Below are 12548 nucleotides of genomic sequence, written 5' to 3'. Positions count from 1 at the left end.
ATAATTTACGTTATGTAATTTTATAAACTATCCAAAGCATTTTTCTGCTCATCATTAACGATATGCGTATACAAGTCTGTAACTTGGGTGCTAGCATGTCCCAGCTGGTGGCTGACCAAAACCTGTGATTTGGTTGCATCATAAAGGCGAGTTGCTAATGTATGGCGAAGTTTGTGGGGGGTTACGCGGACTTTGAAGTCTTCCGAATACTTGGCCACCATTTTTTCAACACTAGAAGCATCAATCCGGTTTGGAACACCTCGATACAAGGTCAGAAAGAGAGCCGTATCAGTCTTTTCTGTCTTGTAACGTTTGTCTCGAATAGCGAGATATTGTTCTAAATAAGGTTTAGCAAAGGCAGCAACATTGACCGAGTCACGTTTTCCACCTTTTCGAGTAACGTCAATGACCATCATCTTAAGATTAAGGTCACGAAGGTCCAAGTTGACTGCCTCAGATAAACGGACACCAGAGGCAAGAAGGAGTGCTATAATGGCTAAATCTCGCTCTTTATTCTTATTAAAGGAGGATAAGGCGCGATTTGAGAGTGTTTGAGGATACTCCTGGTCGATATAGTTAAGAAAACCTTCTGTTTCATCTCCTAAAAAGAGTTTTTGTTTGATATTTTCAGCCCGGGCTGCCAAGGTTTCTTTCTTTTTCTTGGTAGCAACCTTCTTCATGACGTTGCGGTAGAAATAAGGTTCCCCTTGCTCATTTTCAACTTCCTCGGTCAAATACTTATAGAGACTGGACAGTGCAGAAAGTGTGCGGTTAATAGTTGTTTGGGAAACACCGTTTTTTGTCGTATTGGCATTAAGCAGAGGACGTTCACGTAGGTAAAGAATAAAGGATTCCATGTCTTTCTTGGTCATGTGTTCCAGAACGTCTAAAGGGATCTCGGCCATGGTATCAGCATCCGATATACCAGATTCCAAGACCCAGGTGAAAAATCGATCGTATTCCTTTAAATATTCGTATAAGGTTGTAAAACTGTATGGAACGGCCAGTTTCGATTGGTAATATTCCAATACGTACCAGGGCATGACTTGTTTGAGTTTATCAATCCGTTCTAATAAGATCTCGCGTTTCATGTTTTTCTCCAAATCTTTCTATACTAGTAGTATAGCATAGCCAGATATATTTTTCAAGAAAATTATAGTTTTTCGGAAAAATGTTATATGGAAAATTTGGGAATTAGAAATAGTTTTAATCAGGCAAGCTATTAGAGTATTTTCTATATTTCATCATACTTAAGTAACATCTTCGGAATCTTTATTTCAAGACTCTTGCGAATTTTACCTTTTATTGCTGTGTCCATTTGGTTGTTGATGCTAGTTATAACGGCTTTGGTATCTCTAGCAAGTATTTTAGCTTGTTGTTCAAAGTTATCTTTTATTTGATTTTTAGCCGCCAACGCCAGTCGACATTCAGCTAGTATCCGATTTCTTTCCATAATCCGATACATTTGTTTTAAAGCGAACTGATATTCCTCTTCAGTATAGTATTCATCCATTGGTGCTAGCATATTATCTCCTTAAACTATTAAATCCTTCTTCAAGTTGATTTTTCTTTTTGCGAAAATCTTTATCAAGTTTTTCTTTTTCTTCCTCTATTTTTAGTATATTTCTTTTATAGACTGAAAAAGATTCTTGCCTAAAATCCTCCATATCTATAAAATAATCTCTAATATCATTTTCTGAAGCAACAAATCTTCTCAATGTTAGGTTCATTTTATCAAATTCTTGTTCCAAAAGTATTTCTAAGTTCCTATTTCGTTCTTCTATATCAAGTGCTTTAGTTTCTAATTTTTTCTTTTCTTGATAATATTGTTCTTCGAGGTAATGTAATTCTCTTTCTTTTTTTCTTAAAGTTTCCCATTCTACATCTCTGCTTTCCATTGCTGAAACTCCTTAGCTAATTCTTTATCTGTTTCAATTGTTTTTTCGATAACTTCCTGTAATTGTTTATCTAACTGTTCAAATGTTTGTGCGATAGCATTCATTTTTTCAACTGTTTGATTCAATTCTACCTCAAAAGTATTAATAAACTGCGTTTGGGTGATTCCTTGGCTAGCGAAAAGAGCTTCGACTTCATAAGGCGCTAAGGCTGTGTAGCTGGTAAAGTCAATTTTCGCCCAAACTTCTTGTAATTCTTGATTGGATAATTTTGCAAGTTATTTACCTCATCAGCTCCAGTTCTTGATGCTGTGGCCATTGATGATGATAAGATAGATCCTTGCGCGGCATCTAGGTAAATCTCCTCTGAACTGCTGATGCTATTTTTTGACCATCTTATTTTTAAGTTTTTAAAGTTTGCCATCCCTCGAAGACTGTTGGCATAAGCACGATAAACGCCGCTAATTAAGGGCTTTCCACCTTTACCATCTACAACTTGACCAGTTACAGGATCAAACTCCCAGTCCTCAATTTTGTGACTAGATCCATCAAGCCAGTGAATCGTGTTAGGCATAGAACTTGTAATATCACTTGGACTGGTATACCATTCTGGGTGGTTGAAATCATTGGCGACTACTACTTCATCATTTTTTCTACGGTAATCTATAAACATAGCAGGGTTACTTTCAATATATGCTTTTTCTTCCAGTGTAAGTGCACCATATTTGAACCAAGCATTAAATGTTGTTGTAGGTATGTGATATCTAGCCCCTACTTTCAGCATATAAGATCCTTGTGAATAGCCTGATAGTTGACTGACTTCATATCTTGGATCGTCCATAATCTCTTTTACAAATTGATCAGCAACAATATATTGTGGAGATAAAAACAATTGTCTTGCAAGTATGGCAGTATAGACATCGCGTGAAAAAGGACCTTCTTTATTAACGGGACTATCAGGATCTGTGCCAGTAGCAATCACGGCTACATTTTTATAATCTGGTTTACCATTGACAATTGGCGCAACTGCCAAACCATCAAAACCAGTTTTAGTGTCAGATTTAGTCGCAACTACACAGAACTCTTGACCATCCGATGTTGTTATAGTGTTGGTTTCGTAGCTAGCTAATTCAGAATCAGCTTTATTAACAACAAGCTTTTTATGTTTTCGTCTAGCAAATTCTGAATTCACACTGTAAACCCCAGTATCTTTGTTTAAATTATTAAGCTGTTTATCAGTATAATTAAATGTCATTATTGATCTCCTTCGTCATTATCAGAATAAGTTACTCTGATTTTCGAAGTGGTTTTACCCTTATTTTCATTCAAAAATTGTCTATCTTTTAATCTATCTTCCCATTCCAATGAAGCATCTGTTATTTCTTCAGTGTCTATAGAATATCCAATTCCATATTTAATTTTTCTTTCATCTTTAAACTTAATTTCGACATCACAAGACCATGATCCCGGCGGGTTTGTATAATCAGGATTCGTAATCTTAATCTCCTCAATCCCTTCATAGGAATTTTTTAAGGCATTTACCAAACTCACTTCATACTCTCTATTTCGACGCTCTTCTTGAGATTTACCTAACATACTAAACATAAAAACTCCTCCTGCTGTGATAATTGCGAGTGACAAGACGATTAGTAGCCATTTATGACTTTTTTTAATGCTGGAATGGTTCATTTAAGCTTTTCTCCTTTTTCTTATTATACTATAAGATTAGTCTATATTACACTATAATAAGAAAAAGTTGTTTTACATCTGACAATCTTAGTAGGACTCCATGGATCCGTTTCTGTAATTTATCATAGATTAAACCTGAAAGTTCGAGAAAAATTTCCATTAACAGATAAATCCAATACTGTCTCAAATTCATAAGAGGGATATTATCTGGCATATCAAGCACAGCGCGTTAAGACAAAGATTAGAAGAGAAACGAAGTTTGTTACTAGACTAGCGCCCAAGGTAAGAACTTTAAAAGTGATGATAGACTTCTTCTACTACAAAGAGGAGTTCCTGCAATAGGAGCGTTAAAAGCTATAGCAAGTCCAGCAAAAGCTCCTCTTGCGATCCCCAATAGAGTTATAGATAACCCACTTAGAAACTCCTTTACCTCCCACAGCACCTAGCCGAATACTTGGTCCTTCACGACATAACATTAAGCTACATGTTATTCCTAAAATAAAATTTTAATTTAAAAGGACATCTAACAAGTTGAGTGACATAAGACCTTTTAACTCTGCTTCAACTTGAGGAATACCAGAGACTATGTCATCTTTTTCTTTCGACCTTTTTAAAACAAACAATCAGTAAATCTCATGGATCTACTGATTGTTTTTCTTCTGTAACTTATTTTTCTACATATCGAAATGGAATCTTGCTACCACAGAGCCAATTATAGACTCGATCATTGACTTGAACATTCATAGCTTCGTGGGCATATTCTGGCATGATTAAATGCTCTTTTGGACATTCTAATCGATTATAAATGGCAAACTGTGTCTCAGGATAACAGACATCATCATCTAGTCCGGTTATCATGTGAACTTGTCCTTTGATCCGATGGGCAAAGTTTTTTACATCAATATAGGCCAATGTCTGCATCAAACGATCTTCGGTTTCGTGGAATGGATCATGGAACTTGAAATAACGGAAAAGCTCGTCATAGGCCTCACTGGTGTTCCCAATCTCCAATACCCGTCTGAAATCCGATAAGAATGGGTAAATGGTTACCGTTCGTTGTATACGAGAATTCAATCCAGCAGCAACCAGAGCAAGGGCACCGCCTTGAGATGCTCCGTAGCTAGCAAGTTTGCTGTCGTCAACTTGAGGGAGGCTGGCTACAATTTCAATTAACTGGTAAAGATCCAAGTAGACATCCTTATAAAAGAGCTCATCAGGACCTTCCACGGCTCCGCGGATAATCTGTCCTTTTACCGTATTTCCAAGCGGTGAGCGATCTCCGTCTGTTGAATAGCCTGACTGCCCTCTTACGTCCATTGATACAACACCATAGCCGGCTACTGTATAAGCCAACATATCAGCCCAATCCCAACAACGACCCATATAGCCATGAAAATGGAAAATAACGGGAACCTTTTGATCCGTTTTTGGCAGGATTATTCTTGAATAGACAAGGCCATTTCTGGTTCCTTTAAATGTTAATTCATAACAAGCAACATTTGGAATGCTGAAATCTCGTTCTTCAAGCTTGTATTCAGGAAGTTCAGTCATCTTTGCTAGGGCTTGATCCCAAAAAGCATCAAAATCTGCGGGAATCTCATCCCGTCCCTTGTAATCTTTCATTGTTTCTAATAATTTGGGATCTTTCATAAAATCCTCCTTAAGTATGTGTAATCGCTACCAAAAATGTACCATATTTACTTAAGGATTGCAAGAGACAAATAAAAAATTACATAACCGAAATTATGTAATTTACTTATAGATTCAAAAATAGACTTAATTGTTTCACTAGATCTGGATTAGTGGGTAAAGCTGAATGATGAGCCTTTCGTCCTTTTAAATTTACTTCTGTATAGGCTTGTTTCTCAAAAATAGATTTTGCTGCTTGTGCACTAGAAAGAGGGACGATACCATCTGATTTCCCAGTAAAGCTACCGACAAAGTTAAGGACTTCTACTTCTTTTTCTAAGCAATGCTTCCATTTTTGAAAATCGTAAAACATTTCTTGATTGAATTGGTAAGGACTACCAATAATAACCAGCTTGCTTACGGTCAGTTTTTTCTTTTCTAAAAAGCCACTTTCCAGTAACCCAGTCAAAACTAGTCCACCATTGGAGTGCCCAACTGCCTTGAACTCTGTAAAATAATAGTGATCAAGAAGATAGGTTAAAGCAATCTTAAGGGATTCGATTTGCTGCTTGATATTGCTGTAGCCATCTCGATTGTTCTCAAAGCCAATCACAATCATCGGATTCGGCTCTTTTGTATTCAGTCTTCCCTCCATCTCTATAGACTCATCTTTATTGACTTTTATTTTTAAGAGACTCTGTTTTTTTCTAGAAAATCGATGGAGCATGCGGATGGTTCTGTTGAATCGCTGGATACTGGCTGAACTTCCAGGTACAAAGATAATCGGTCTGATCGGTGGTTTCTTCGACCCTTTAGGAAATTCAAAGGGCTTGCTGTGCGAAGAAAACAATCTTGTAAAGAAACGAATGACTTGTTGAAATAGTTTTTTTAACATGATCCTCTAGTAGTAGTTTCTAAAAGAACCCAGAACAGTGTGTTCCAGGCCCTTTATTAGAAACGATTATTTCCGTTTTTTCTTATTTTTGCGCATTTGTTTGGCCATCTTGTTCATCGCCCGTTTCATCATGAATTCACCAGCTTTTCCTTTGAGACCACCGCCAAACATTTGGCTCATATCAGGCATTCCAGCGCCTCCACCAAGAGCTGACAAATCAGGCATGCCACCTTGTCCCATCATGCCTTCAAGGGCAGACATATCAGGCATTCCACCAGGCATATTCTTCGGCATGTTATTTGGATTGAGCCCCATTTGTTTCATCATCTTGTTCATATCGCCAGAGAGGACGCCTTGCATCATCTGTTTGGCTTGGTTAAAGTCCTTGATGAATTTATTGACTTCGACAAAGCTATTTCCTGAACCAGCCGCAATCCGACGACGACGGCTTGGATTTAACAAATCTGGATTTTCCCGTTCAGCTGGTGTCATGGATGATACGATCGCACGTTTACGAGCAATTTCTCGTTCATCGACCTTGAGGTTCTTCATGGCTGGGTTGTTGGCCATACCTGGAAGCATCTTGAGCAGATCTTCCATTGGTCCCATGTTTTGAACTTGGTCTAACTGATCGATGAAATCGTTGAAGTCAAAGGTATTTTCCCGCATCTTCTCAGCGAGTTCAAGGGAACGTTTCTCATCGTATTCTTGAGAAGCCTTCTCGATCAGCGTCAGCATATCCCCCATACCGAGGATCCGACCAGACATACGGTCTGGGTGGAAGGTTTCGATATCAGTGATTTTTTCACCAGTACCAGTGAATTTGATTGGCTTCCCAGTAATTTGACGGACAGAAAGGGCTGCACCACCACGGGTATCCCCATCGATCTTGGTCAAGATGACCCCGGTCACTTCGAGTTGTTCATTGAACTCACGCGCCACATTGGCTGCTTCTTGACCAATCATGGCATCGACAACCAAGAGGATTTCATTTGGCTCAGCAAGGGCTTTGACATCACGCAATTCGCCCATGAGTTTTTCATCGATTTGCAGACGACCGGCTGTATCAATTAAGACATAGTCATTGTGGTTGGCTCTCGCCTGCTCCAAACCTTGACGAACGATCTCCACTGCAGGGACTTCTGTACCAAGTGAAAAGACAGGGACATTAATCTGCTGACCAAGCGTCTTCAATTGGTCAATGGCTGCTGGACGATAGATATCAGCCGCAATCATTAAAGGACGTGCGTTCTCCTCCTTGACCAATTTGTTGGCCAATTTACCAGCAAAGGTTGTTTTACCAGCCCCTTGAAGACCGACCATCATGATAATGGTTGGAATCTTAGGAGATTTGATAATGTCTGCTGTTTCTGAACCCAAAATCGCTGTCAATTCTTCATCGACAATCTTCACGATTTGTTGGGCAGGGTTGAGGGTTTCGATGACTTCATGACCTACAGCACGCTCGCGGACGCGTTTGATAAAGTCTTTTACAACTGGAAGGGCGACGTCGGCCTCTAAGAGGGCTAGACGAATCTCTTTGGTTGCCTCTTGGACATCCGCTTCAGAGATTTTCCCTTTCTTACGAAGATTTTTAAAGACGTTCTGTAAACGTTCGGTTAAACTTTCAAATGCCATTATTTTCTCCTATTTTTTCAATTCAGTGGATATCGTCCGAAATGTTGCAAACATTCTAGTTCTTCGGGTGTGACTTCTTTCATGATTTCATTTGGATATCCCCAACAGCTAAAACCTATTTGCATAGCTTTGGAGATATCATTGGGCGAGATAATCTGTAGTCGAGTAGGAAATACTTCCTCTGCGACTAATAGTTTGCAAGGTATTCCTTGATAAATGACCAGACTGCCCATAATCACTCCCGATTATCAATGCTTGATAAAATTTCAACCTGCTCTTGTAGAAAAGTATCTTCCGGATAGCGTTCTAAAATCTGATCAAAAATCTGGCTGCGTACAATGTAGTCCGAGTACATGTGCAACTTCATTTCGTAATCCTCTAGAATCTTCTCTGTCCGCTTGATATTATCATAAACTGCCTGGCGACTGACCCCAAACTCTTCCGCAATCTCAGCCAAGCTGTAGTCATCTGCGTAATAGAGCTCGATATAATTCATTTGCTTGTCTGTCAAGAGCGCTGCGTAAAACTCAAAGAGCGCATTCATTCGGTTGGTTTTCTCAATTTCCATACCTTTCATTATATCAAAAAAGCCCGCCAAAGACTAGCGGGACTTACCTATTTTGACTCACGAGAAACAAGAAAGTCAGATTCCAAATGGTCTAAAACTAGATTGATGTTTCCTAGCGAAAGACTTCTGTGAATTACGTAATATCAATTATGTAAATCTAATTATTTTCTAAGTAAAACTCAAAGCGTTCTCCAACATATTGGCTCTTTACATACTCAAAAGCGATACCATTATCAAAATATGAGATCTGAGTCAATCCAAGGATGGCCTGTCCTTTGGGGATTTCTAAATATTCAGCAATCTTCTCTTTGGCTAATCGAGCATAGATGGTTTGTTGAGATTTACCGATACGATAACCGTGCTCTTCCAAAGTTTGGAAGAAATGGCTAGTTACTTCTTCCCGTTTGAAGTTTTTGATAAATTTTTCTGGAATCGAGGTGACTTCATAAACCACTGGTACACCATCTGCATAACGAACCCGTTCCATTCGAACGATTGTTTCAGTCTTGTCGATACCAAGCTTATCTACTTCTTGAAGGCTAGGAATGGTGCGTTTGTAGGAAATAACCTGTGTTGAAGGGATCTTTCCTTGGGCCTTCATGATTTCAGTAAAACTAGTCGTCCCCCGCATCTTTTCCTGGACGCGCGTGCTAGCGACAAAGGTACCACTACCAACACGGCGCTCCAGTACTCCTTCTTCTACCAAAAGTGTAATAGCTTGACGGAGGGTCATGCGACTCACTTGGAACTTCTCAGCCAAGTCCCGCTCACTAGGGAGGCGTTGTCCAATTTTCCAGATTTTCTGGTCAATTTCGGCTTTAATTTGATCGTGAATTTGTATGTAAGCTGGAATCATCTTGCTACTCTTTCTGTGTGTTATAACCTATTGTAGCGCAATTTTGTTAAATCTTCAATCCTAGTCAGTCTTGGTTGGTAATGAAGGGGCTTTTGTGTTAGAATATAGGAAAAGAATTTTCTAGAAGAAGGGGAAAAGATGACAAACCTATCAACTGATTTGCATGATGTTGAAAAAATCATCGTGCTTGACTACGGTAGCCAGTACAATCAGCTCATCTCTCGTCGTATTCGTGAGATCGGTGTCTTTTCAGAATTGAAGAGCCACAAGATTACTGCAGCTGAAGTGCGTGAAATCAATCCAGTTGGGATCGTTCTTTCAGGCGGACCAAACTCAGTGTATGAAGAAGGATCTTTCGATATTGATCCAGAGATTTTTGAACTTGGAATTCCGATTTTAGGGATTTGCTACGGGATGCAGTTATTGACTCACAAGCTTGGTGGGAAGGTTGTTCCTGCAGGCGATGCTGGTAACCGTGAATATGGTCAATCTGAGCTTAGCTTGACGGAGTCTTCTGCTCTCTTTGCAGGCACACCAGAAAAACAATTGGTCTTGATGAGCCACGGGGATGCTGTTACAGAAATTCCGGCTGACTTTGTTCGTACAGGTACTTCTGCTGACTGTCCGTATGCATCGATTGAAAATCCAGATAAGAAAATCTATGGTATCCAATTCCACCCAGAGGTTCGTCACTCAGTACATGGTTATGATATCCTTCGTAATTTTGCCTTGAATATCTGTGGTGCCAAAGGTGACTGGACTATGGATAACTTCATCGAGATGCAAATCAAACAAATCCGTGAAAAGGTTGGAGACAAACGTGTTCTCCTCGGACTTTCAGGTGGTGTTGACTCTTCTGTAGTTGGGGTTCTTCTCCAAAAAGCCATCGGTGATCAGTTGATCTGTATCTTTGTAGACCACGGTCTCCTTCGTAAGGGAGAAGCTGACCAAGTGATGGATATGCTTGGTGGTAAGTTTGGTCTCAATATCGTCAAAGCAGACGCTGCAAAACGTTTCCTTGATAAATTGGCTGGTGTGTCTGATCCAGAACAAAAACGGAAGATTATTGGGAACGAGTTTGTTTATGTCTTTGATGACGAAGCAAGCAAGCTAAAAGATGTGAAATTCCTTGCTCAAGGTACACTTTATACAGACGTGATCGAGTCAGGTACGGATACTGCTCAAACCATCAAGTCTCACCACAATGTGGGTGGTCTACCAGAAGACATGCAGTTCGAGCTGATTGAACCACTCAATACTCTTTACAAGGATGAGGTTCGTGCTCTTGGTACAGAGCTTGGTATGCCAGACCACATCGTATGGCGCCAACCATTCCCAGGTCCAGGTCTTGCCATCCGTGTCATGGGTGAAATCACGGAAGAGAAACTTGAAACTGTTCGTGAATCCGATGCGATCCTTCGTGAAGAAATTGCCAAAGCAGGTCTTGACCGCGATATCTGGCAATACTTCACTGTTAACACTGGCGTTCGTTCCGTAGGTGTTATGGGAGATGGTCGTACTTACGACTATACCATTGCCATCCGCGCTATCACTTCTATCGATGGAATGACAGCTGACTTTGCCAAAATCCCTTGGGAAGTACTCCAAAAAATCTCTGTACGTATCGTAAACGAAGTTGACCACGTCAACCGCATCGTCTATGATATCACAAGTAAACCACCTGCAACTGTTGAGTGGGAATAGTATATAGTACTAAATTTATGTGATTTAATTAATGAAACAGCATTATAATTACGAATAAAGATCGGAAACCATCAGAACCTATTTTGATGGTTTTCTTAATTTTATATACTGCTCTATATTTTATTATCAAATATAACACCCTAGATACTAATTCTTCTTATGTTTTTAGTTAAAAATCCAAACAGAACCCTTATATTTTTGAGATATAAAAAGATAGGATTTTGTTGTGTTGTTTTTAATGATATTGACAAAGAATGTGATTTTTATTATAGTTATTATGTTATAAATACTTAACGTTCATTAAGAGATTTGTGTTAAGTATTATAATTAATCTACTAATTTTACGAGGATATTATGGAAGAAAACAATCAGTTAATCCTAAAAGGTCACCAATTAAATAATTTGTCTAATCATCATTTACAAGATGTTATTTCTATGGCTGTAGCTGAGAAAAAACCAGTAGAATTAGCTTGGAACAACTATTATTATGCATCAGAAAGAGAACAGTATAATGACTATCTGTTTGATCTCGGGCTAACTCAATATCAAATAACAAACTCAATGATCGGACAAAAATTACCTTTTTCTCAAAAAGATGTTGAGGAAGCTATACATAATAAAATTAACGAAAATATAAGTATGGCTGAAAATCGCTTAGCCAAACTTGATAAATCCTGGAAGAATGATAGTAAAATATTCTTAGAAAATCTAAAAGCAGAAAATCCTGAATACTTTTTAGACTGGTCAAAAGAACAGATTAGTAAAACAAAATCTCCAGGCTTCTTTACATTAAGTCTATCGGCAATGCTATCTGGTTTAGTTTTGTTGTATATTTTTTATATGAGTGTATACAGTATGAGTAGTGAGCATTTTTTTCATTGGGTATTAGAACCTTTGATTAGTCTAGTCACGTTGGAATTTTTGGAATATCCATTTTTATCCTTCTCATTCTTTGTAGGATTTGTAATTGCATTTGCAGTTTTATTGACTATCACAAGTCCACTAACTATTTCTCTCTGGGAAAAATTTGTAAGAGATCCTTCAGCAGAATCAAAATCTAAAAAGATTGCTAACGATCGTTATATTCACTCACAAACAGTCTTAAAAGAGTATACAAATAAGCCTCTATCAGAATTTATTGAAAAGAATGTTTATAACCAATTAATTACTGATGCAATCCCTACTGATTATTTAAATAAATTAATTAATGACTATAATAAGAATATAGAATTGCTAAAAACAACTGATGCTTGGAAAAATAGATACCCTAAAGCAGCAATTAAAAAGGTTTTCAAGTTAAATGAAAAATTGTCTACGGCTTTGCAAGACTATAATAATAGAATTGAAAACGGTACTAGTATGATTGCATTACTACCAAAATCGTATCATGATTCTAAAAGTTTATCAGTTATTTGGCAGTTATTAAACGAGGGACGGGCAGATACATGGAAAGAAAGTGTCAATCTTATGAAAACAGATCAATTCCAAGATCAGATGCTCTACACCATTAATAATCTTTATCAATCAGTTGATAACCTTTCATCTCAACTGGCTAATGATGGTAAGAAATTGCGTGAAAGTCTAGAATTCTCCATTCAGCAACAACACTCTCATTACTCTGAACTGAAACAATCAAATTCTAAACAAAATACTCTATTAGAGCAAAACAATAAA

General features: G+C 38.3%; 14 protein-coding genes and 1 pseudogene. 2 read left to right on the top strand and 13 right to left on the bottom strand.

What is annotated here, in order from left to right:
* Nucleotides 1-20 precede the first annotated feature (20 nt).
* From xerS to QZ158_RS02410, 13 genes and pseudogenes are all read right to left on the bottom strand, one after another.
* Nucleotides 21-1091 (bottom strand): tyrosine recombinase XerS, encoded by a 1071-nt coding sequence (xerS, locus tag QZ158_RS02470; protein WP_003001539.1) that lies wholly within the window; start codon nucleotides 1089-1091, stop codon nucleotides 21-23.
* Nucleotides 1092-1234: 143 nt separating this feature from the next.
* Nucleotides 1235-1525, bottom strand: coding sequence for a hypothetical protein (locus tag QZ158_RS02465; protein ID WP_293874322.1), 291 nt, complete (start codon nucleotides 1523-1525; stop codon nucleotides 1235-1237).
* Nucleotide 1526: 1 nt separating this feature from the next.
* Nucleotides 1527-1898 (bottom strand): hypothetical protein, encoded by a 372-nt coding sequence (locus tag QZ158_RS02460; RefSeq protein WP_293874319.1) that lies wholly within the window; start codon nucleotides 1896-1898, stop codon nucleotides 1527-1529.
* Nucleotides 1880-2023 (bottom strand): hypothetical protein, encoded by a 144-nt coding sequence (locus tag QZ158_RS02455; RefSeq protein ID WP_293874316.1) that lies wholly within the window; start codon nucleotides 2021-2023, stop codon nucleotides 1880-1882. The genes QZ158_RS02460 and QZ158_RS02455 overlap by 19 nt, the downstream gene beginning before the upstream one ends.
* A gap of 77 nt (nucleotides 2024-2100) precedes the next feature.
* Nucleotides 2101-3150: a hypothetical protein gene (locus tag QZ158_RS02450; RefSeq protein WP_293874313.1), complete on the bottom strand. Its 1050-nt coding sequence runs from the start codon at nucleotides 3148-3150 to the stop codon at nucleotides 2101-2103.
* Nucleotides 3150-3584, bottom strand: coding sequence for a hypothetical protein (locus tag QZ158_RS02445; protein ID WP_293874310.1), 435 nt, complete (start codon nucleotides 3582-3584; stop codon nucleotides 3150-3152). The genes QZ158_RS02450 and QZ158_RS02445 overlap by 1 nt, the downstream gene beginning before the upstream one ends.
* A gap of 118 nt (nucleotides 3585-3702) precedes the next feature.
* Nucleotides 3703-4198: pseudogene (locus QZ158_RS02440) on the bottom strand (chloride channel protein); the annotation flags it as partial.
* 52 nt (nucleotides 4199-4250) lie between these two features.
* Nucleotides 4251-5234, bottom strand: a complete 984-nt coding sequence (locus QZ158_RS02435; RefSeq protein WP_293874307.1) for an acetylxylan esterase — start codon at nucleotides 5232-5234, stop codon at nucleotides 4251-4253.
* 106 nt (nucleotides 5235-5340) lie between these two features.
* Nucleotides 5341-6108, bottom strand: coding sequence for an alpha/beta hydrolase (locus QZ158_RS02430; protein WP_293874304.1), 768 nt, complete (start codon nucleotides 6106-6108; stop codon nucleotides 5341-5343).
* 66 nt (nucleotides 6109-6174) lie between these two features.
* Complete coding sequence (ffh, locus tag QZ158_RS02425) at nucleotides 6175-7746, bottom strand: signal recognition particle protein (protein ID WP_009731038.1); 1572 nt, start codon at nucleotides 7744-7746, stop codon at nucleotides 6175-6177.
* Between the two features lie 17 nt (nucleotides 7747-7763).
* Nucleotides 7764-7979, bottom strand: a complete 216-nt coding sequence (locus QZ158_RS02420) for a hypothetical protein (protein ID WP_037615282.1) — start codon at nucleotides 7977-7979, stop codon at nucleotides 7764-7766.
* A gap of 2 nt (nucleotides 7980-7981) precedes the next feature.
* Nucleotides 7982-8314 carry a putative DNA-binding protein gene (locus tag QZ158_RS02415; protein ID WP_003001435.1) on the bottom strand — a complete coding sequence of 111 codons (333 nt, stop codon included), beginning with the start codon at nucleotides 8312-8314 and terminating at the stop codon, nucleotides 7982-7984.
* A gap of 157 nt (nucleotides 8315-8471) precedes the next feature.
* Entirely contained in the window at nucleotides 8472-9170 is a 699-nt protein-coding gene (locus tag QZ158_RS02410; RefSeq protein WP_293874272.1) for a GntR family transcriptional regulator, read from the bottom strand.
* Nucleotides 9171-9308: 138 nt separating this feature from the next.
* Here QZ158_RS02410 and guaA point away from each other — a divergent pair, with 138 nt between their 5' ends.
* Both guaA and QZ158_RS02400 read left to right on the top strand, forming a co-directional pair.
* Nucleotides 9309-10874: a glutamine-hydrolyzing GMP synthase gene (gene guaA / locus QZ158_RS02405; protein WP_293874269.1), complete on the top strand. Its 1566-nt coding sequence runs from the start codon at nucleotides 9309-9311 to the stop codon at nucleotides 10872-10874.
* A 354-nt stretch (nucleotides 10875-11228) separates the two neighbouring features.
* A partial coding sequence (locus QZ158_RS02400) for a hypothetical protein (protein WP_293874266.1) occupies nucleotides 11229-12548 on the top strand: 1320 nt, incomplete at its 3' end.

The organism is Streptococcus sp. A12 (genome assembly GCF_905372335.1).
Classification (GTDB): domain Bacteria; phylum Bacillota; class Bacilli; order Lactobacillales; family Streptococcaceae; genus Streptococcus.
The sequence above is the reverse complement of the archived record's forward strand: the minus strand, read 5'-3'. Positions and strand labels throughout refer to the sequence as shown.